Genomic DNA, 23,076 nt, shown 5'->3' with positions numbered 1-23,076 from the left:
CACGCAGAGGTCACGGAGAACACGGAGTTTTTTGATTCATTAAAATTAACACATACCCCCGCTCCAAGCCTCTCGGTGATCTCTGTGTGCTCTGTGCGAAAAACTTAATAGTGTTCAGCTTTAAAAAAGTATCCATTCTACTCTTTTTTCCCTTTCCAGATATAAATCATAAATTAAGGCTTCCTTAAGAAACGTAATCACACTGAACAAAAGTTCATTTATATTCGGAGAATATCCATGCTCGAAAATAATTATTTCCTAGAGAACGAAGACTTAAAACAATATTTTGAATCCTTAATAGACTGGGAAGAAGTGGTAGAAGCATTCGAACAAGGGTTTTCAGACAAAAAAGAATACGAAAAAACCGGAAAAGAAGAATTCGCATTAGCCCCAGGAAGTAAAGAAGAAGCTATCGAATTCTACAGATCCGTATTGGAATCCGCCGGAGAACTCGCTGGAAAAGAAATAGCTCCCTTCGTCCAAAAAATGGATGCAGAAGGTTTAATATACGAAAAAGGTAAAGTTCGCTTTCCTAAAGAAATGATAAACGCTGTCAATCAGGTCAAAGAGGCAGGAATTCTTCCCTACTCTATTGGCCGTAAACATGGTGGATTAGGACTACCTTGCACTGTGCAAGCAATGCTTATGGAAATATTCTCGAGAGCAGATGGATCAGTCGCAATTGCTCTCGGATGTATGAATCTTGCAGAGACAATAGAAAGATTCGGTTCAGAAGAAATGGTAGAAGCTTACGTCCCTAAAATGGCGGCAGGAGAACTATGTGGTGCAATGGCACTCACAGAACCAAATTATGGATCCGATCTCCCCAACTTACAAACAAAAGCAATCAAAGGAGAAGACGGAGTCTGGAGAATTACAGGCGCAAAAAGATTTATCACCCATGGTTGTGGATTCGATGATAAACCTTCTATCATTCTTACATTAGCTAGAACAGGAAGTCCAACGAGTGGAGCAAGAGGACTCTCCTTTTTCATAGTAAAAAGTGAAGACGTAGAGATCGCTGGAATAGAGAAAAAAATGGGACTACATTGTTCTCCTACTTGCGAGGTAGTTTATGAAAACTCTCCGGGTATATTAATCGGAGAAGAAGGTTACGGACTAGTCAAATATTCAATGGCAATGATGAACGGGGCAAGACTTTCTATCGCAGGACAGGCGATGGGGATCGGAGCTGCAGCTTATTACGAAGCTAAAAAATATGCAGATGAAAGAGAACAATTCGGCAAGAAGATCAGAAATATCCCAGCAGTGAAAAAGATGTTGGATCTAATGGACAGAGAGATCTTAGCGATGCGATCCATTCTGCAAGAAGCTTCCAGATCTATAGATCTATATCACTGGAAATCAGAAAAAATGAAAGAGTCCGGTGTAGATGAAAGAGAGATCAAAAAGGACGAAAGTATTAAAAAATGGGAAAAACTCGCCAATCTATTCACTCCATTATCTAAATATTATATTACGGAACAGGCAAATAAGATCGCATTTGACGCACTCCAAATCCATGGAGGAGCAGGATATACCTATGATTACGATATTTCCAGGATCTATAGAGATGTTAGGATCACAAATATCTACGAAGGAACCACACAATTGCAGGTTGTAGCAGCGATCGGAGGGATTGTCACTGGACTCGGAGCAAAAGGGATCTTAAGACAATATTTGGATGAAGAAATGTCCAGCTTCTCCCCTTCCAGAGAGCTTATAGAAAATCGCAAAAAATTAGAAGAATCTCATTCTATTTATGCTTCTTTAGAAAATGGAATATCCAAAGACGAGGTAGCGTTCGAGTTAGTAGAATCTGCAACCAGAGTTATCATCGGAGTGATTTCAGAAAGAGGTCTGAAAAAGCTAGATGAAAACTCCAGAAAGGAAAGAGCCGCCCTGATTCATTCTTATAATCTGGATAGCTCGGCTTTATTAGAATATAATAAAATCCGTATCGAAAATAAGAAGAGCCCGGCCTTAGTTTAGGGCTCTTTTACGTTTCCAATTTTCTATAACCTGATACATACGCAGTGGATAGATGAGAAATCTATCCAAGAACATCATTAGAGAAAATATTTTAGAAGGTAATACTTTCTTTTTATTCCAGCGGATCCCAGATACAACTGCCGAGGCAACCTGCTTAGGTGTCTGAGAAGGAAATGGTACCGGCACCTTCTTACCGGCCGAGTCGAAAAAGTTCGTTCGAGTAGCGATCGGATAAACGATCATAAGTTTATGAGGTTTTTTCAATTCAAACTGAAAAGCTTCTGCAAAAGAATGTACAGCTGCTTTGGTCGCGGAATACAACGCATAACCAGGAATCGAAAGAAAGCTCATAGCAGAAGCTGTGATGATATAATAAACAGGATTAGAATATTCTGCCTGGACCTTTTGTAAGCCATAGATAGCAGAGAAAACATTTGTTTGGAAAATTTTTTCGATACGTTTCCAATCTGGCTTTTTGATCTCTTCGTAGTACGCAAAACCTGCATTTGCATAAAAGATATCAATACCACCCAAAACCTTTTCGGCTTCCTTAAAAATTTTGTCTACGTTCTCGGAAGAGGAAACATCACATTTAAATTTTTTCACTCTATCGTCAGAAACTTCAAGGCGAGAAGGATCCAGATCCACCGCTAAAATTTTAACACCTTCGAATTTGAGAAGTTTGAGGAGAGTTTCCTTCCCTATTCCGGAAGCTGCCCCGGTGATCACGATACGTTTTCCTTTGATATCCATCTTCCCTTCCTATTTAGATCTTGGAGAAATTAATTTAATCGTACGATTTGGAAAGCAAAATTACTTTTTCCTATATCAAAGTAAACATATGTTCACGAAATAAAACAGATCACTTAAAGGTCATAATCTAAATAAATCCTAAAGAGATAGTAAATTATTTATTCACACTTTCCTGGAAGGTTCTAAAAATCTCTTTCCTTTCAATATATCTTTTAAACAATCGTAACGTCTTATTCTAAGATGTTATTTATTCAATCTGGATGTGTTCCAGGATACTTTAAATGATACAAAGGAATTTTTATCACCTTTTCGAAACTATTCATAGAAAAGTTTCTTACACATTTTCTATCGTAGCTTTTTCTTTAACCGGTGGATGGTTCGGAGCAGTTTACGCCTATTTTTTCGGTCAGGCAACTATCCCGATGTTTTCTGTACAGACACATTATCCGATCATTCTGTCATTTTTCTTAGCAACAATTTTAGTCACTATCCTGCATGGGATCCAATATGGATTATTAGCTCAGGTAGGTTTTCCTGGATTTGAAACTCATATAAAAAGAATTAATAAGGCCTTAGATCATAGTTCTTCTTTAAGAAGACTCGCTTCGGAAGAATTAGATCATATATTATCCGATCTAATTAAATTACCCACTCATAATATGATAACTGCATTCGGCTACGGATGTTTCGTATTTCTAGTTAATGTAATATCCTATTTAGTATTCAATTATGATCTAAAAGAACTTTGGTATATCTTTTTAGGATGGTCGGCTGCTATTTTCGTTTATTGCGGCTTTAGTTATATCATCACGGATTATATCACCGGTCCCAAAAGAGTAATGCTAAAGAAAGTCCTATTAAGCAGATCCTATTCTTCTAATTTTCCAGCAGGTTTTTTGGGTTTGAAAGGAAAGTTCGGATTTCTACTTTCTTTAGTATTACTTTCTCTAAGTATATTAGCAGTTTATGTAGGACTAAGACCAAATTCTTATTTGGAGATCGTATTCTTTATTGGACTCACATTTTTTGCTGCGACAATACTCATTATATTATATTTTCAATCTATTTCAACTACCTTAGAACAAATCGGAAAATCTGCAAATGATCTAGCCGCAGGTGGCCCTGGAAAATTACCCTTAGTCTCGAACGATAAAGAATTTTTAGGATTTGCACGGGATTTCGCCAAAGCAACAGGAGAGATAGGAAGGATCAGAGAACATCTACAATCTTTGGTAGAGGAAAAAACTTCAGAGCTCAGAGAAACATTACGCACTGTAGAAGAGCTCAAAAAACAACAGGATGGGGATTATTTTCTCACTTCTCTTTTGATCAAACCTCTCGGTATCAATCGAACCACCGGAAGAAAAGCAAAAGTTGATTTTCTAATTAGACAAAAAAAGAATTTCGTGTTTAAGGGAAAAGAAAGCGAGATAGGCGGAGACATCTGTATCGCGCAAGAAATCCTTTTGAGAGGAAAAGAATACACTGTATTCTTAAACGCGGACGCAATGGGAAAATCTCTCCAAGGAGCAGGAGGTGTTCTCGTTCTTGGCGCAGCATTCCACTCTATTCTACAAAGAACTCTTACAAACGAAAACACCTACTCTCTTTACGCGGAAAAATGGATCAAAAATGCATTTACCGAATTGCATAAATTATTCCAGGGATTTGATGGAAGTATGTTGGTTTCCATGGTATTGGGTGTTTTAGATGAAGAAGCAGGTATATTATACTATATTAATGCAGAACATCCTTGGTCCGTTTTATATAGGGACGGAAAAGCCTCCTTTTTAGAAGAAAGTTTACAATACAGAAAATTAGGAACTCCAGGCATGGAAGGAAGTTTAAGTGTAAAAATTTTCAGACTCCAGCCTGCTGATATTTTAGTGATCGGGTCCGACGGAAGAGATGATTTAGAGATCTCTACAAAGTCAGGAGAAAAAGTTATGAACGAGGATGAGTCCTTGTTTCTGAAACTAGTAGAATCTTCTGAAGGCGATCTTCAAACAATTCTATCCAATTTGGAATCAAAAGGAAGGATCACCGACGATCTTTCTCTTTTACGAATTGAATATGATCCTGGCAAACCTTCGAACAAAACGAAGGCAGGAAAAGAAGTCCAAAATCTAAGTAAGAAAGCGAAAGAATTTTTAAAGAATAAAAATATCCCAGAAGCAATTCTTACGATAGAAGCGGCCTTAAATCTTTCTCCTGAAAACCAAATATTAAAGAGAGATTTGATCAGGCTTCATTATCGAAATGGAAATGATCAAGAAGCTTGTTCACTTATGGACACTTATGTAGAAGAAAATCCTGGTGATACAGATATGATCTATACTGCTTCTTTCTGTTTCAAAAAGATCGGAAATTATAATCGATCCTTAGAACTCGCAGAAAGGATCCAGCTTCGTAATCCAGGGATCCCAGCAAATCTAGCTCATATTGCCGATTTAAATCTAAAATTAGGAAGATCCGAAAAAGCATCTAACTTTGCAAAACTAAGCCTCGAATTAGATCCGCAAAATGAAAACGCTTCTGAGATCTTAAAAAGATTAAACGGAAGTTCCTAATTACAAACTATATTAAATTTTCTAGATTTCCTCTTGCGGAAGAAGATCCTAATGCTGCAATTTTATCCGATTCGATGATATGATTTCCTTTTTTGCCAGACCAAGCTAAATTCAACATAGACTTAGCAACAGTCTTAACATGAATAGATCTGTATTTTTTGAAAGGACCTAAAAGTAAAGGATTGATCAAGAAAGCAAGTTTAGACCCGATCTTCTCCCCTAACCTGAATTCTTTTCTATCCCCCTCCAAAAGAGAAGGTCTGAAAATTCCAAAAGTTTCAAAACCAAGTTTTGAAATTTCGGTTTCTACTTCTCCTTTTACCTGATTATAGAATACGATAGAATTTGGATCTGCTCCCAGTGCCGTCACTATAAAGAAAGATTTTACACCCTTCTCCTTTGCTGCTTTTGCAAATCGTATCGGATACTCTAAGTCGACCTTTTTAAAATTTTCCTTAGAGCCTGCTTTGCCAATTGTAGTGCCCAAAGTGCAAAATGCATCTGTAACACCTTGAGGAAACTCAGTTAGTTTTTCCCAATCAGTAAGGATCAATTCCAATTTGGAATGAGTCCATTCCAGAGGTTTTCGGACCAGAAGATATACCTTATCCCAGGATGGATCTATCAATAATTCTTGAACAAGTTCTCCGCCGACGAGCCCAGTTCCACCCGCAATGATTGCAACTCTATGGTTCATTCTTCCATCCTGCTTATCCAAGGTTTGATCGATCTTGGTTTTATGTAAAAGTTCCACTGATTCTGATATTTATTTCGGAATTATAACATTCCTTTTGTTATTCGATTCAGTCGAAAACAATAAGAAACGATTGAATCAAAAATTGAAAGGAGTATTTTAGGGAGCTATGCCTATCAAAGATTATCTACCTAAGTTTCTTTGTAATATTCTGGAAATAACAGATCGAAGTAAAATGGACGATTCGGTCCGTAAGGTTTTAGAAAACGAAGAAATCATAGGCGCCTATGTATCCAACGCCTTCCGATATCTGCTTCTAATATTTTTTGCAGCTCAGTTGGCCTTAAACTGGAAAAATGGAGATGCTCTGGTTAACGGGATCGCATTTACAATTTTCACTGCAGTTACGATTGGACATTCTTACGTAATCAGGACCTGCACTCATTGGGCTATTAAAGGATTTTCTTATTTAGCACTCGTCTCTGATTTTTTCGTGATCAGTTCTTTATTATTATACTATACTCTTCACCAAAATTCATTCGATCTTGGATTCGCGATCAAAAATCCGATCATGAATTTTCTATTCTTCCCTCTTGCGTTCTCATTGATCCAATTCAGATTAAGATACGTGGTTTTAAGCGTTATCTTATTCTATCTAGTTTATTTCGGGATCTTCTCCTATGCTCTGATATACGATAAGATGGTATTCGCAAAAGATTGGGGAGATTATGTGATGGGACCGAATGTTTTGGTCACTGACGCATTATTCGGAAGACCTATGGTTTATCTGATCTTGGCTTTCTTCTTTGCTTTTGGGATCTTAAGAACTTTGATCATGATCAGACGGATTGGAGAAGGAGAAGCACAAAGATCCTTACTTTCTCGTTACTTCTCCCCCGGAATGGTAGAAGAAATGATGACCAACCCAGATGTATTGGAGGGCAGAAGACAAACTGCCACAATATTATTCACTGATATCAGAAATTTCACTGCACTATCAGAAAATATGGATCCATTAGAATTGAGCAGATTCCTTTCCTCTATTAGAGAAACATTAACTGATTGTGTTTTTGAATTTGGTGGGACTTTAGACAAATATATAGGCGACGCTGTAATGGCTACATTTGGAACTCCTTATCCTTCCGCTGATCCTGCATCAGATGCAATTCGTGCATTACAATGCGGACAAAGGATGTTAGAAAAATTAGGAGAATTTAATAATGCCAGAGGAGCCAAAGGATTAGAACCGGTAAGGATCGGAATAGGCATCCATACTGGAGAAGTTTTCTCTGGAAATATTGAAACAAGCAGAAGAGCAGAATTCACAGTGATAGGAGATGCGGTTAACACTGCCTCTAGAATTGAATCTCTTACCAAAAACTTCGGAAAAGAGTTACTAGTCTCCGAAGAAACTTGGAAACTTGCAGGTGCTAACTTCAGAGGAGAAACTCTTCCTCCAGTCCAAGTAAAAGGAAAAGAAAAACCTGTAACTGTAGTTGCAGTTGGAGCCTAAGAAATTTAACCAGTCGTAGGCTCTATTCTGAAAATATCCACTACTCGGTGCATTCGGATTGTTTGGCCACTTAGCATAAGGCTCATCTTTTGTAAGTCTTCTAATAAGGATCCGATCCGAACTGCGCCGTCTTCGATCTCACAGAAAAAGTCTCTCATTCGATTCAATTCGGAATAACGTTTTTCCATATCCGCAGCAACTGATTCACTCATTTCAGCTACACCTTGGATAGAAGTTTCTAAATCATCTGATCTAGAAGAATAATCTCGGACCGAATCAAAAGCACCCTTCATGGTTTTAGAAAGTTCTGGAATTTTGACTAAGATCGATTTAAATGATTCTACAGTTTCGGCTAACGATTGTAAAGATCCATCTACAGTTTCCCAAATCTCTCTTAAATACATATTTGCTTGTTTAGCATTAGAAGCAGTTTTTTCAGAAAGAACTGAGATTTGGTGAGCAACGACTGCGAATCCTTTATCTCCTCCTCTTGCGGACTCAATCGATGCATTGATAGATAACATTCCGAGTTGTTCTGCTATCTTTTGGAGAATTCCAACAAGCTCTTCTACCTTTTTAGCAGAACCATTCAAACCTTGCATACTTCTGACAGTCTTTTCTAACTTTTTTTCTCCAGCGAATGCAATGGATTGTATAGAATCACTGATTTGGTCTGATGTTAAAATATCGGTTTGGAGTTCCTTCATTCCCTGGGACATCTCTTCCGACATTCTTCTCATTTCCGATGATCTTCTTCTTTCTTCTCTTACCAGATCTAAAACTGCTTTTAAGGAAGTTTCTAATATGTCTGAAGTTTCCCTTATTAAAGTCGTTTTTTCTTTTTGGTTTTCGATCTCTTTGGTAATAGCAAGAGTGGAGCTTTCTAAATTGCCGGATTCATTTTCGATCTTATCTGAGTTTTCTTTTACAACTCCTATAATTTGAGTTAAACTCAAAAGTAAACGATTGAATAATTCTGCAACTGCTCCAGATTCTACTCCCGGATCTACATCTATCCTTTTTCTCAGATCCTTAGAGTCGGCCACGTATTTCATCGCGTTCATCAAATCCAACCAAACTGTCTTAGCACCATGTTCAGATTCGTTTAGACCTCTATCTTCTTCTTCCGAAGACACACGAATTGATATAGTAAACTTCATTAGGAAGAATAGAATGAGTCCCATACTGAAAGACCATATTGCACAAACTGCGACACCAGTAAGTTGGGCCTGCCATTGATTCCAACTGCGCAACGACTCTTCTTGTGCAAATAAACTCACAGCCAAGGTTCCCCAAATACCTCCAACTCCATGAACGGGAAACGCGCTAACTACATCGTCTAACTTTAAAAAATTCTCCATGATCCAGACTGCAACTTCTGCAAGTATACCTGCGATCAAGCCAATGATCAAAGAAGAAGCAGGGCTCATCACATCACAACCTGCGGTGATTGCGACTAAACCTGCAAGCACTCCGTTGATTGCACCTCCTACATGAGGAACACCTTTTGTAATATAATCAAATATGATAGCAGCACTACATCCTGCACAAGCAGCAAGACTAGTATTTACAATGATCTTAGGAACTGAGTCAGTAAGAGAAAGTGTACTTCCTCCGTTAAATCCGAACCAGCCAAACCAAAGGATAAAAGTTCCTAAAACGGAAAAAGGAAGATTATGACCGTATAACTCTCGAGGTTTTCCATCCGAATCGAAACGATCCTTTCTAGGCCCAAGAACGATCACTCCAGCCAAAGATACCCATGCCCCGACAGAATGTACGACCGAACTTCCCGCAAAATCATGAAAGCCGGATTGACTTAACCAACCTCCTCCCCAGGCCCAATGACCAAAAACAGGATATATGAATAAAGAAACAAAAAGGGAACAGACCAAATATGCTTGGAATCGTATCCTTTCTGCAACTGCGCCGGACACGATAGTCGCCGCCGTTCCCATAAAGGTAACTTGAAACAGAAAGAAGGCAAATTCTTTGCCAGTGCTTAAGCCCTCTAAAAGAAATATGTCCTTACCGAACCAACCATTGAAGCTAGTCCCATACATTAAACCATAACCGAGCAAGAAGAAACAAATTGTTCCTACAACGTAATCGAGTAGGTTTTTGATCGCTACATTGATCGAATTTTTTGATCTTACTAATCCGGATTCTAAAAGTAGAAAACCGGCTTGCATAAAAAAGACAAGTGCTGAGGCAAAAATCACCCATAGGGTGTCTACATTCTTTGCTAATTCTTTGGCGGCGGGAAGAACGGGATCCAATCAGAACCTCTTTTCGTTCTAAGAATGAGCATGTGTATGATTGATTCAGTATTGAGAAAGAAAAAAACGTAAGCCGACAATAATTTATAACGTTACTTAATAAACGAACTACGCTTATGGCGCTTTAGTAACAGATGAGTATCCCTCAAATGAGGTAATAGTCGCGAAATCGCAGGTAACGTGAAATTCCAATCCTGCGAATTCGCAACCTAGAGAACTTACTTAACTCCTGCTTTTTGTAATTCCTTACCGAGTTGTCCGGTGATCGTGCAAAAATACATTCTCCAATCGCTTACAAAAGATTTGAACGGATAAATGAATGTAGCTGGACGGTTTTTTTCTAAGAAGAAATGCCCGATCCATGCGAAAAAGTATCCGCTAAACAATGCTCCCAGCAAATACCAAGCATTTAGATAGAAGATTGCAGAAGCGATAAACACTAGAGCACATGTAGTTCCTATAAAATGAAATACACGGTTCATCTTGTTTGAGTGTTCTCTTAGGTAGAATGGCCAGAATTCCTGTAGGGTTTCATATTTTTTGTTTTCAGTCATCTTTGTCCCTCCGGAACTACATAATACGGCAGGGAAAAAGAATCCGCAACAACTTCTCTCTCAGTTATAATAACGGGCGTTATTTAAAAAGTCGGAGTTCCGACAATCCTTCCAAAGATTGGATGTATTCCAGATAAGGTTTTATTTTGAATTTTTTAGAAGTAGAGTCCGAGGACATATAACGGATATTTCCAAGCACTGCTCTTTCCGGAGACCAAGGCCGATCGAACGCTCCGAAACACCAAAGAATCCCTGTATAAGAATTCGGATCCCTTCCATCATACGCATATTTGTGATTCAAATCTTCTAATATACGAAATGCTTCTTCCGGTGAAGAAGACCATTCTATTACTTTTTTACCCCAAAGCATTCGGAGATAATTTTGGATTGTCCCAGTCAGAACTAATTCTTTCTGAGCTGCATTCCAGATAGGATCATGGGTTAACGCATTCTCAAATTGTTCTTTAGAATAAGTATATTCTCTTTTATCTCCCCTATGAGCCTCTAAAGAAAGTTTAGCCCAATTCGGAAGAATGGAGAGATCTTTCCTAAAACTCGGCTCCTTATAAAACAAAAGATAACCGAGCTCTCTCCAGGTTAGAAGTTCATCTAAAAAAGAATTTATATTTGGATTAGGATGAAAGAACCCCTCGTTCTTTCCTCTATAAGAATGATTTAATATATCAGGACTCCAATCGATTTTAAGATCAGATCCTAAAACTGTAGTAACGATCTCATCTACTGAGATCATTCCAAAATGTAAATAAGGAGATAAGTAGGAAGATTTTGTTCTTTCAGGCGGTCTTGGTTCACTTCTCTCTTCCGAATAAAATGGAAGTCCTTCTTTTAGGAATTTTTTCAGAAGTTTGAGACCTTCTTTTCTTCCTCCAATCTTGCCCGAAACAGGAAGAACATTCGAGAATTGAGAATTCATCTTTTTAAGATAAGAAGAGATGTCGTCCTTCTTCCCAGAAAATAAAAATTTCGGTTTTTTTAATTTATCAGAACTTGGAATTCCTTTAGAACTCGGCTTTGGATTGGATCTATGAATATAAGATTCCACAAATTTATCATGAAGTTTTGGGCGAAGAACCCTGGCATATCCGAAAAATTTTTCATAAGAAGCAAGTGGAGTAATGGAATTGGAATCCACGAGTAGCAGTTTACAATTTAGGATTTCGGAAATCTTCTCCGCATGTTCCGGAAGAAAAAAACAAGGGAAATCATCCGTAATCACTATAGAAGCTTTTTCTAAAATGTTTGGAACAATCTCAGAAAGTGAATGTTCCTTTGTTTCCACAAAAGACCAATATGTAAAGCCAGCGCGGGCTGCGTCTTCGGCAGTATCACAAATTCCTTCTAAAAGAAATTGTTGGAGCCTAGGAGAACTCCATTCAAAATCCATCATGACAGATTCAAAAATGACCAAAGGTTTCTGGAACTTCTTCGCCAAATGAATCGAGTAATCCAAAGAATGATTCCAGGCCATTCTTCTATTCGCACGGAGCCAATAGAGAATATATTCTCCTTCTTCTAAGATGGGCTTTTTATTCCCTTCTCTTACCCGAATTAAATTTTTCTCTGAGAACAAATATTGTATCCTTATTTAATTTCGCACAGAGGACGCGGAGAACACCGAGAGATTACATTTATAAATAAAATAATTACCAAACCTTCAAGGAACAATCTATCGATACAAAATACTCCGTGAACTCGGTGGTCTCTGTGCGAAAGCCTTTACGAACTTTAAGTTTCCCCTTAGACATCGTTCTTCAAAAAACGGGAAATGAAAAATTCGGGGGTTTAAGCGGAATTTGAACGATATTTTAGCACTCTATGATTCAAAGTGCTTGACCGCCTACCCCTGTTTCGGATTTCCTGGAATTTATATTCAAGCACTCATTTATTTCAAGTGCTAAAAGGAGAAAGTCATGGCGATTAAACCGCTAGGTGACCGTGTTCTGGTCGAGCCTAAACAAGACGCTGAAGAAAAAATCGGCAGCATCTTCGTTCCTGATACGGCTAAAGAAAAACCGCAAGAGGGAAAGGTTGTAGAAGTAGGAAGCGGACGTTATGAAGACGGAAAGCTTATCCCACTAGAAGTTAAAGCTGGTGATGTCGTTCTATACGGCAAATATTCCGGAACTGAAATTAAATCCGAAGGTAAAGAATACTTAATTATCCGCGAAAGCGATATTCTTGCCATCGTGAAAAAGTAATAGGCCGAGGAAATAAAAATGGCAAAAATTATCGAGTATGATGAAACAGCTAGACGTAAACTTTTAGAAGGCGTTAACAAACTTGCAAACGCTGTAAAAGTTACCCTTGGTCCTAAGGGAAGAAACGTAGTAATCGACAAAAAATTCGGATCTCCAACCATCACTAAGGACGGAGTTACCGTAGCAAAAGAAATCGAGTTAGAAGATTCCATCGAGAACATGGGCGCTCAGATGGTAAAAGAAGTTTCCACAAAGACGAATGACGTTGCTGGAGATGGAACCACCACTGCTACTATTCTTGCTCAATCTATCGTTAACGAAGGCTTAAAAAACGTTACCGCTGGTGCAAACCCTATGGCACTTAAACACGGTATCGATAAAGCGGTTAATGCTGCAGTAGAAAGTATCAAAAAACGTTCAGTTAAGATCGAAAACAAAAAAGATATCGCTAACGTTGCAACTATCTCCGCAAACAACGACAAGGATATAGGAAATCTGATCGCAGATGCTATGGACAAAGTTGGAAAAGACGGAGTTATCACTGTTGAAGAAGCAAAATCTATCGAAACCACTTTAGACGTGGTAGAAGGTATGCAATTCGACCGTGGATACGTTTCTCCTTATATGGTAACTGATCCTGAAGCAATGATCGCTACTTTAAGCGATCCTTATATTCTAATCTACGACAAAAAGATCTCTTCTATGAGAGACCTTCTTCCAGTATTGGAAAAAGTTGCTCAAGCAGGAAGACCTTTAGTGATCATCGCAGAAGAAGTAGAAGGAGAAGCATTAGCTACTATCGTAGTAAACACTCTTCGTAAAACTATCTCTTGTGTGGCTGTTAAAGCTCCTGGATTCGGAGATCGTCGTAAAGCGATGTTGGAAGATATCGCAATCCTTACCGGTGGACAAGTGATTTCTGAAGACCTCGGAATGAAGCTGGAAAACGCAACAGTTCAACAACTGGGACGTGCTAAAAAAGTAACCGTGGATAAAGAAAACACCACCATCATCGAAGGACAAGGTGCTTCTAAAGATATCCAAGGCCGCGTAGGTCAGATCAAAAAACAGATCGAAGATACTACTTCTGAGTACGATCGTGAAAAACTACAAGAGCGTTTAGCTAAATTAGCTGGCGGTGTTGCAGTGATCCATGTTGGTGCAGCTACTGAAGTAGAAATGAAAGAGAAAAAACACCGTGTGGAAGATGCACTTTCAGCTACTCGCGCAGCAGTAGAAGAAGGAATCGTTCCTGGTGGTGGATTAACTCTTCTAAAAGCTCAAGAAGCAGTTTCCTCTCTTAAATTAGAAGGCGACGAAGCTACTGGAGCAAAAATCATCTTCCGTGCATTAGAAGAGCCGATCCGTATGATCACTTCTAACGCTGGTCTGGAAGGATCCGTAATCGTAGAACAAGCAAAAGGTAAGAAAGGAAACGAAGGTTTCAACGCTCTTACTATGGTTTGGGAAGATCTACTACAGGCTGGAGTCGTTGACCCTGCGAAAGTAGTTCGTTCTGCACTCCAAAACGCTGCTTCTATCGGATCAATGTTGTTAACTACAGAAGTTACAATCACCGACAAACCTGAAAAAGACGGCGGCGGAATGCCTCCTATGGGTGGAATGGGCGGTATGGGAGGAATGGGCGGCATGATGTAATCTTGCCCTCTTTCCTTTCGGAAAAGTTAAAAGCCGAGGTTTTTCACCTCGGCTTTTTTTATATATTATAACATAATCCCAAAAATTCTATGTATTTCCTTCGCCTCATCTTTACTACGGCTATACACCCCGAACAATACAGAATACTTGTTAAACGGCCCTTGTACCTCATATTCCCAGTTCCATAAAAGCCCGGCCAAAACACCCATAGATCGAATCGTATATAAAGGATTATAAGGAGCAATAGATTGTTTATAATAATATAATAGACCTCCAGCGACCAAAAGAGTATCTTCCGATCTAGAAATCTTTTCATTACGATAATATAACAAACCTAATCCTAACATATCAAATCTTCCATCTTTTCCGGAAGAGAAATATCCAAGAACTGGCGGAATGACACTTGTTGTTCCTGCCATATCATGGTGATAATAAAAAACGGGCAGGACATTCGCAATAGTTTCATCAGGAGTAGATTTCCATCTCAACCATAAAAAATTTGAGTCGGAATAATTCGGACGTCCCTCATAACCTCCCAATATTCCACCCAAAAGCGCGACTCTGGTCCGTTCTTCCTCTAATTCGGTATGAATTAGTCCGAGGAAAAGATTAAAGTTAGTTCTCTTATTTTTCTCTTCTCTATAGGTATCAAAAATCCCCGCAAATCCCCAGCGGTTCCAATCTGAATCTTTATAACCGTAAAAGCCCAAAAGAAACCAAAATTTAGAATCGTAATTTTTCGAATAAAAGCCCAAAGGCAAAAGTCCAAATTTTTCAGAATTAGTTTCGGAAAAATAATAATACGGCCCGAGGATAAGGCGGGATTCTTTTCGATAATCATCTCTAGCATAATCAAAAAATATTAAGAAATTAAAATGTTTATTAGAAACATTCTGCCCGGATTCCTTAGACCACCAGTAAATCGGGAACAAATAAGAACTGCCAGACGAAGTGATAGTCCCATTTTCAGAATTGCTGGATATTCTCGATTTTGCTGAGAATATGAAAAATGATGAAAATTCAAATCCGTCTGATTTACCTGATTTGAGATTTTCAGAGCTACTATAATTAATCAATTTTAAGAAAGTATAACTTTTATCGGAAAGTCCACTGCTATAAATATTTTTCTCATAATAAAAGAACGGAAGAGGTAAAAATAAAAACCAAGTCTCCCTATCTAAACCGCTTTTAATATCATTAGTAAAAATCCCAAATAGATTAACATTCGTCTTTTCAATAACTCCATTCGCATATTCCTTTTTATTATAGTAATATGGAATTCCAGATACTGTAATTTCTTTTTTAAAATTCGGAATAACTGACTCCCTTCTAGAAAAGAAAGGATATATCCCTACATGATTTTCCAACGGGGAATTAGAATAATTAAATATTCCTAAGACGTTCCACCCTTTTTGATTATTATCCTGAAATCCATAATAAAGAAGCGGTATAACCGTATAACTATTCGTTATTTGCCCATTTTCTTTCTCCTCTTTTCCGGAAAAATACAAAGGGAAAATATGAAAGGAAGTCTCTAGTTTCCCGTAAGGGGTTTTTTCCTCAGAAGACTGAACGAGACCCAGAACGCTGAATTTGGAAACTTCTGCATCTTTTTTGCTGTATATACCGAAAAGAAAGAAAGTATGAGCTTCTGGATTTCTATACCAATAAAACCCCGGAATCAGAAGAAAATCCGTCTTTTCCAAATTGCCATTCTTAAAACGAACCCTCTCCTTATAATACAATAGAGAAAAGAAGTTAGAAAATTCAGATTCGTCCTTAGCAATCGAACTTCTATATTTAAAGAAAAGAGAATATATATTCCTTTCTTCAAATTCCACTTCTTTATTTTTTTCTTTGGTATGAGTTCCGTAAAAAATCGGGAATAAGACTTGGTAAGATTCGGCTCCGAACGATTCTTTTCTTGGATAGGTTTTCGTACCGGAAAAATAAAAAGGGAAAATACGAAAGTATTCATCGGAATCTCCCGCTTCGTTAATACTTTTGCCTGAATGGATCAAGCCGAGAAAGCTCGATTTAGAGGAATTAGCATCTTTTCCGCTATAAAATCCAAGAAAAAAGAAACTATGATCCGTCTCGTTTCTCGACCAATATAATCCTGGAACCGGTAAAAAATCCGTTCTGAAAACCTTTTCTTTCCCATCTTCGCTTTTTTTTGTTTTTTCAAAATAATATAACAAAGATAGAAAACTCGAATATTCTCCATCCTTTACCCTAGTATTCTGATATTTAAATAAAGGAGTATAGATCTCCTTACGAATGGATTCACCTGATTCGTCCTTAAACGAATGCTGACTTGTATAATAAAGAGGAAAAACAATTTGGTGAGATTCCTCATATTTGGAATCCAAACTAGCTGCTTTGCTAGTAAAAAGAAAAGGTAAGATCCTGAACGATTCGTATATACCACTTATCTTTGAATTTTCTTTAGTCGAAGCGAGTAAGCCTAAGAAATTAAAATGAGAAGATTCAGGATTTTTACTTCTATAAAACCCGAGTAAGAAAAAATCACTGGAGACTAAATCCCTTCTCCAAAAAAATAATGGTATCGGCAAAAAGTCCATTTTCGAAATATTTTCTTTCCCATCCAAATTTTGACTCTTCCTACTCATAAAATAGAGAGGGGAAAAAAAGTTAGTCGCCTTTTCACCTTCGGGACTACTCCGATGCGTATAAAAGGAAAAAAGAGTATAGACTTTACTTGTTAAATTCTCTCCCCTATTCGTTGTAGATCTTTCCTTTGTACGGAAGTACACAGGTAAAAATGTATCATATCCTTTTTCTCCTACTCCTTCTGGCGAAGTAATCGAAATGCTGGAAGAGTGATATAATGGAACCAGGATAGAATGAAATTTGTTTGTGACAGAATTTCCTTCCGTCACACGGTTTCTGTAATAAAGAGGAGAGATTGTCCTGGATTTTTCATATGATTGTTCATGTGAGAATAGCGGAAAAAATCTCATTCCCCAGGAATTATTTGAATAATAAAATCTAGTGAGTGGCCAGAGAATAGAATAGTCTCGAACTTCTCCCTGTTTTCCCCTTAAGAATCCGAATAATAGGTATGATTCTAAAAAATCGGGACCTTTACTTTGACGACCGTAAAATGGAAATATTACGAAATAAGATTCGTCTTTGATCTGGCTAGAGAAAAAGAACGGGGCTGCATATATTTTTTCCTCCGTTTTTTTAGACCAAGAGAACCAGCTCAATGGAAGTAACCTTAAATGCCTACGATCATCTCCTTGTTCATAACTAAAAATCCCAAAAAGTGCGCTTACGCCCCAGAAAGACCTTACGCCCTCTCGGTTTAACGTTTTATATTTATTTAATCCTTCTTTTTCTTCCTGAGTGACCGTTTCGGTTTTTAGTTCCTCCACAGTAGATTTTTCTTCCGGGGGACGTGTGGATTTCCAAAATACCATTTTTTCTTTGGAAATAGAAGTCCTTGAGGAAATGCTAAAAAGATTATAAAAAAGAGAAATATCCGTATCTAGATAATATTCTTTTTCTTTAGATCCAATCTCTCCAGAAAAACTACCTAAATTTTGGGAAGAAGAATAAGCTAAGACCAACTCTAGAGTCTTATCAGCTTCTTCATATTTGAGATAAAAAGGAACTGCAATTTTTCCCTTACTTTTAGGATTATCCCAATCCCAAAATAGAGGAAACCAGGTGGTAAAACTTTCTTTATTCTTACGATCAATATTTGAAAACCATAATAAAGGCCATATCCAAGTATTGTCCTTATCAGGAGAACGATTCCAATAATGAAAAATTCCAAAATGTTTATAATGATCTTCGTCGTACCCTAATCGGAAGAAAAACGGTATCGCCACCCTATAACTATCTTTTTTATAAAAATAAAAAGGAAAAAGATAACTGTATTTCGCCTCGCCTTCTTTATCGAATCCTCTTCCTGCAAATCCCAAAATGTTCCAATATGAACTCTCGGAGTCTTTTCCGGAATAAAATATAGGATATACTCGACGAGTGCTGTATTTTTCAGTCACCTTCTTTTCATATAAGAGGTAGAGAGAATAATCCTCTTCGGAACTCGTTGATTCGTAATGTAAAGGAGAAAGAGTGAATTTAAGATCAGGAGATACTTTTTTATAAAAGAACGGAAATAATAAATAACTAACAGTATCTTTACTTTTGTTGTACCACCAAAATGGAGCTACATAAAACTTTCGATACAATCCAGAAACGGAGTCCTTATCCGAATAAGTATTTAAGATCCAAGTCTGCTCCTTATCCCAATAAGTAAAAAAAGCAGGTAGATACGTATATTCGTTTCCTACTTGATTCCCCTTTACCAGAAAAGGTATAAAACTGAAATATTCCTGGGACTTATAGAATAAAAAAGGAAAAAATATAGACCTATCTAATTCTCCTTTTTCATTCCAAGAGAAGTAAGTATTTAAGAAATAGTTCTTAGAACTTTTCTCAAAAGAATACCTATAATATAGAGGGGCGACAGTAGTATTTCTGTTATTCGACTCAGCATGGTAATACAAAGGAAAAAATAAATAACTCCAATCATACTTGGAATCACTACGATATAAGGAGTTTAGGATATAAAAAGTTTTTGATCCTGAATTATCATAATAATAGAAAGGGATAGGAACAAGTCCCACATGATGATCCGTATAGTTGAAGTATACAGGCAGAATATATAAATAATCTTTCGGACTAAAGAATATAAAAGGGAAAACAACAAGTTTAGAAAGACTGCCTTCCTGATTTTTAGAAATATAAGTATTTAAAAAATATGTTTGCGAAGCATTTGTTTCTTTGCTTTTCGACCTATAATAAAGTGGAGCTAACGTCGTATCTTCCTTTAGATCAGAAGAATAATAATAAAGTGGAAAGAAAACAAAGCGATCCAATTCCCCTTTGGGATTTCTTGAATAATAAGTATTCAAGAAATAATTCTTAGACTCTTCCGTACTTTTACTTTTATTACGATAAAACAAAGGGCCCCAAGTAACAGCACTTACTCGATCTGATGAATGATAGAATACCGGAAAAACGATACTCTTGTTCAGTTCCCCTTCCTTATCCCAGGAAAAGTACGTATTCAGAAAATAATTCCAAGAACTTTGGCCAAAAGAACCCCTAGCGTATAAAGGCATTAAGGTAAGATTGCCGTCCGATTTGACTGATCTATAGAATAACGGGAAGAATAAGAACGACGAATCATTACTTCCTTCCGATTGGTAATATGAATTTAGTACATAGAAACTTTTAGACTTTTCCGTTTTCGAATAAAAAAAAGGGATCGGTAAAAATCCGAATTTTGTATCTTGCGACTCGAAATAGAACGGAACGATCGCTAAAGATTCGTTCTTAGTATGAAAGAACAGAGGAAAAAGGTAAGAACTCTTATAATCTCCATTCTTATCACTTATCCAACCGCTTAAGAATAAAAGATTAGTATTCCACCCTACAGATTTTTCATATCTACGATGAACTAAAATGGGAGCGAATAACCTATATTCCAAAGTTTCAGAGTTATTTGTCCTACTCGAATAAAAGAAAGGAAGTAAATACGAGAATTTCTCCCCTGTCCCTTCCGTTAGCGAATTTTTCCAAGATTTTCCGAATAAAGGGGTGAGCAGTGATCCTTCGGACCCATCCTTTTCAGAATTATAATATACTAATGGAGCTAAAGTAAAATGGCTATTTTTTTCTCCACTTCCCCAGTAAAGTAAAGGAAGTGCGGCCCCATAAGAGGATTCCTTTTCTCTTCCCCAATGAAATATAAGAAACTGGGTCCAATTAGATTCAGAAGTTTTGTTTTGAAAAAATAACAGAGGAAGCGCGTATCTGAAAGTTTCCTCTTTACCTTGTGAATCTTTAGTATAATTAGATCCAGCCAACGGAAAAAAAGAAGGAAACCTAAGAGTTCTATCTATACTTCCATTAGCTAAAGTATCGGAGGAATAATAATGCAATATAGATAGATTTGTCTCAGTTAAGGTCCCATTTTTAAGCTTACTCTTCCCGTAAAAAAAAGGGAACACATAAGCACAATACGTATTGTCCTGCTTGGACCAAATCATATCCGAAATCGGATTCAAAATTGAAAGCTGCTTGAACTTAGGATAGTTTACATATCGTACTAAATGATAGTCCGAGATCCCCAAGGACTCTACTGCGAAATACTTTCCATTACCCCAAGATTCAACTCTTGCTAGAGGAGGTAGTCTGAACTTATATTTTTCCTCCTTCTCTCTTCCGATTATAGGCTTACGTTCCTCTGTTAAATCATCGAAAGCGTCCCCACCACAGTCGGCGGCGATCTCAGTTGCATAAAAAAAGTGAAATATTACTGCGAAGATAAATCCGCTCTTCAAAAGATGAAATGAAATTGAAAGCGCTCTAGTAATGATAAACGTAATATTCCTCATCATTTTCTAAAAGTTTTAACTTACTTTTTCTTCCTTGAAAATTTTCACCGCAGATCTTCCGGGCAAAATTACTTCTTACGAAATATTTTTCCAGCTATTAACCTTATCTCTTCTATACCGAAAAGCAGACTGATCAGGAAAAAAATTGACATCCCTGGGAGGACTGCGGCGCAAAGAGAGATCCTGGAAGAATTCGCGTAACTTAGGCCTTTTTCGGAGAGAAAAGCCAATGCCTGAGGATGGACCACTTCTTTATAAAAAAATAAAAATGCAGCCATTCCTAAAAGTGGCAGGATCAATTTTACAATTTTAGAAAGAAATCCTTCCCAAGGAAAAGTTACCTTATGTTTTCTTAAATAACTGGAAAGTAAGGTCCAGGTCACTACTGTCGATACCGCGGAAGACAATGCGATTGCAGAATGTTTTAGATAGAATATCAGAGAAAGATTCAATGCAAGATTAAGAATGAATGTAGACGCCTGAACTAATAAGGGAGTTTTAGTATCTTGAAAAGCATAATAGGTAGAAATTAAAACTTTGTTCATACTGTAAAACGGAACTGCAAGAGAATAAAAAACTAACGGTAAAATTGCAGTTTCCGTAGCTAGATGACCCCATCTTCCTCCATAATAAATGGAATCCAAGATCGGTCCTGTCAAAATACCCATTCCTATAGCGGCAGGAGCTGTTAAAAAAATAGCAAATCCCAAAACTCCCAACATTTCCTTAGGAACCTCAGAATGTTTGTTTTGTTTTAAGGAAGAAAGTAACGCAGGCAGAGTTGTAGTAGCAAGTGCAACACCTATGATACCTGTAGGAAGTTGCACTAGTCTCTGTGCATAATCTAAACTGACCACAGCCCCAAGCCCAGGATTGTCGTTCTGGACCCGGATTGCAAGACCAACGTCCACTAACAAACCAAGTTGATAAAAGCCTCCTCCTATCGCAGCAGGTAGCATCAACTTGAAAATTTTAGAAATTGCTGGATGTTTATAATTAAAGGAGAAGATTGGGCCTTCTCCATTTTTAGAAACATACCAGGATTGCACTAATAATTGCACAACTCCTCCGGCAACAATCCCAAAACAAAGTATTCTAGCTTTGGTCAGTAAATCCCAGTCAACAAATGGAAAAATTCCCAAAAAGACAATAAGGTAACTTAAATTCAATATTATTGGAGAAAGAGAAGGAACAAAAAAGCGATTTTTTACATTAGAAATCGCCATATAAATTGATGAAAGACTAGCAGTTACAATTAAGAAAAATAGAATATAAGTAAATTCTACTATATACCCTGTCTGTTCAGGGTTTCCGCCAGATAGTATCGGAACAAACCATGGAGTGAAGGTGAATACCAATAATACAAAAGCGAGAAGGACTAAGAAAAGAAAACTTAATACAGCACCACTCATTCTTCTCGCAGCTTCTAAACCTTCCTTATTTGAATCAGAATAGAGCGGCATAAAAGACTGGGAAAGAGTCCCTTCCGCTAGTAGGTTCCGAAACATATTAGGTAACCTATATGCGACTACGAATGCAGAGGCCACTGTGCCTGTCCCGAAAGACACGGCCATAAAATGGTCTCGGAACACTCCTAAAATTCTGGAAATGAGGGTGTAAAAAGAAAGAGCGAAACTTCTTCTGGCTGCTTGGGACAAGAGATCCTACGTGGTCGGAGTTTCCGACAGACTGAAACTAACCTAATAGTTTCTCCAAGTATCGAACTCCACCGGTGCGACTCACGTCAAACTGAATTCGGCAATTAGGACATTGATGGCGACCAAGAGTTTTGATCCTAAGTCTTGCTCTGCAAGATTCGCAGTATAAGATCCTTTCCTGGATATTTCTTGCCTGCTCCAAAGAATGATCCAGATCTTTTCCGATCTTAGTCTTCTCTACAGGTTCTTGTCCAGGAATAGGAACAGTACTTATCTCAGGAACATACACGTCTGACTTGCTGAGACTAGAAGAAGGACTAGAATAAAACTGGATCGGTTTAGTTTGTCTGAGAGAAGAAATACTTTCCGATTTCTCGGACAAGGTCCTTCTATCTTCAATTTTCAAAGAGGATAGCCAGACTTCTGCTTCTTTTTCATGAGCAAAGAAGTGGGAGCTCTTATTCAAACCGAATAATCCTAAAACCAGTAAACCTTCTTCATTCCAATCGCTAAATGCAATATTGCCGCCGAATTTTTCGAAAAAGTTTTTTAATTCTACAAGTGCGGAAATCCCATCTTCTTCTATATATTCCACAAGACGAGAATTGACTAGAACAAGTCTTTCCCCTTCTTCCCAGCGAGTTTTAATAAAACGCACCAGATCGAATGCAGAATAAGAATCAAGAACTCCCTTAGGAGTTACCTTCAATATATGTCCCAGTTTTGTAGTATGAATTTCCAAAAAAGT

General features: G+C 37.6%; 13 protein-coding genes. 5 read left to right on the top strand and 8 right to left on the bottom strand.

What is annotated here, in order from left to right:
- Window positions 1-237 precede the first annotated feature (237 nt).
- Window positions 238-1,992 (top strand): acyl-CoA dehydrogenase family protein, encoded by a 1,755-nt coding sequence (locus tag EHQ52_RS14255; RefSeq protein WP_135615866.1) that lies wholly within the window; start codon window positions 238-240, stop codon window positions 1,990-1,992.
- Here EHQ52_RS14255 and EHQ52_RS14250 read toward each other — a convergent pair.
- Window positions 1,984-2,745, bottom strand: coding sequence for an SDR family NAD(P)-dependent oxidoreductase (locus EHQ52_RS14250; RefSeq protein WP_135615865.1), 762 nt, complete (start codon window positions 2,743-2,745; stop codon window positions 1,984-1,986). The two genes, EHQ52_RS14255 and EHQ52_RS14250, sit on opposite strands and share 9 nt — an antisense overlap.
- Before the next feature lie 281 nt (window positions 2,746-3,026).
- Here EHQ52_RS14250 and EHQ52_RS14245 point away from each other — a divergent pair, with 281 nt between their 5' ends.
- Entirely contained in the window at window positions 3,027-5,315 is a 2,289-nt protein-coding gene (locus EHQ52_RS14245; RefSeq protein ID WP_135615864.1) for a PP2C family protein-serine/threonine phosphatase, read from the top strand.
- A gap of 7 nt (window positions 5,316-5,322) precedes the next feature.
- On the opposite strand, the gene EHQ52_RS14240 is transcribed toward EHQ52_RS14245, so the two are convergent.
- Window positions 5,323-6,012, bottom strand: a complete 690-nt coding sequence (locus EHQ52_RS14240) for an oxidoreductase (protein ID WP_135616043.1) — start codon at window positions 6,010-6,012, stop codon at window positions 5,323-5,325.
- Window positions 6,013-6,178: 166 nt separating this feature from the next.
- On the opposite strand from EHQ52_RS14240, the gene EHQ52_RS14235 reads away from it, so the two are divergent.
- On the top strand, window positions 6,179-7,522 hold the full coding sequence (locus EHQ52_RS14235; RefSeq protein WP_244244897.1) for an adenylate/guanylate cyclase domain-containing protein: 1,344 nt from the start codon (window positions 6,179-6,181) through the stop codon (window positions 7,520-7,522).
- Between the two features lie 5 nt (window positions 7,523-7,527).
- Here the strand turns inward: EHQ52_RS14235 and amt are convergent, their stop codons facing one another.
- From amt to EHQ52_RS14220, 3 genes are all read right to left on the bottom strand, one after another.
- Window positions 7,528-9,801: an ammonium transporter gene (amt, locus tag EHQ52_RS14230; protein WP_135615863.1), complete on the bottom strand. Its 2,274-nt coding sequence runs from the start codon at window positions 9,799-9,801 to the stop codon at window positions 7,528-7,530.
- A gap of 218 nt (window positions 9,802-10,019) precedes the next feature.
- Entirely contained in the window at window positions 10,020-10,355 is a 336-nt protein-coding gene (locus EHQ52_RS14225) for an Mpo1-like protein (protein WP_135615862.1), read from the bottom strand.
- Window positions 10,356-10,434: 79 nt separating this feature from the next.
- A complete protein-coding gene (locus tag EHQ52_RS14220; RefSeq protein WP_135615861.1) occupies window positions 10,435-11,946 on the bottom strand; it encodes a cryptochrome/DNA photolyase family protein in 1,512 nt (503 codons plus the stop codon).
- A 340-nt stretch (window positions 11,947-12,286) separates the two neighbouring features.
- On the opposite strand from EHQ52_RS14220, the gene groES reads away from it, so the two are divergent.
- Window positions 12,287-12,574: a co-chaperone GroES gene (gene groES, locus EHQ52_RS14215; protein ID WP_100707090.1), complete on the top strand. Its 288-nt coding sequence runs from the start codon at window positions 12,287-12,289 to the stop codon at window positions 12,572-12,574.
- An 18-nt stretch (window positions 12,575-12,592) separates the two neighbouring features.
- Complete coding sequence (groL, locus tag EHQ52_RS14210) at window positions 12,593-14,233, top strand: chaperonin GroEL (RefSeq protein WP_135615860.1); 1,641 nt, start codon at window positions 12,593-12,595, stop codon at window positions 14,231-14,233.
- A gap of 65 nt (window positions 14,234-14,298) precedes the next feature.
- Here the strand turns inward: groL and EHQ52_RS14205 are convergent, their stop codons facing one another.
- The 3 genes from EHQ52_RS14205 to EHQ52_RS14195 all read right to left on the bottom strand — a co-directional run bounded on the left by EHQ52_RS14205 (window position 14,299) and on the right by EHQ52_RS14195 (window position 23,070).
- The gene (locus EHQ52_RS14205; RefSeq protein WP_135615859.1) at window positions 14,299-20,673 is read right to left on the bottom strand and encodes an LA_1737 family protein; all 6,375 of its coding nucleotides are present in this window, start codon (window positions 20,671-20,673) and stop codon (window positions 14,299-14,301) included.
- A 65-nt stretch (window positions 20,674-20,738) separates the two neighbouring features.
- Complete coding sequence (murJ, locus tag EHQ52_RS14200; RefSeq protein ID WP_135615858.1) at window positions 20,739-22,328, bottom strand: murein biosynthesis integral membrane protein MurJ; 1,590 nt, start codon at window positions 22,326-22,328, stop codon at window positions 20,739-20,741.
- A gap of 37 nt (window positions 22,329-22,365) precedes the next feature.
- Window positions 22,366-23,070, bottom strand: coding sequence for an STAS domain-containing protein (locus EHQ52_RS14195; protein ID WP_135615857.1), 705 nt, complete (start codon window positions 23,068-23,070; stop codon window positions 22,366-22,368).
- Window positions 23,071-23,076 lie beyond the last annotated feature (6 nt).

It is taken from the genome of Leptospira koniambonensis (genome assembly GCF_004769555.1).
In the GTDB taxonomy this organism is placed as follows: domain Bacteria; phylum Spirochaetota; class Leptospiria; order Leptospirales; family Leptospiraceae; genus Leptospira_B; species Leptospira_B koniambonensis.
This window is presented reverse-complemented; position numbering and strand designations above follow the sequence as displayed.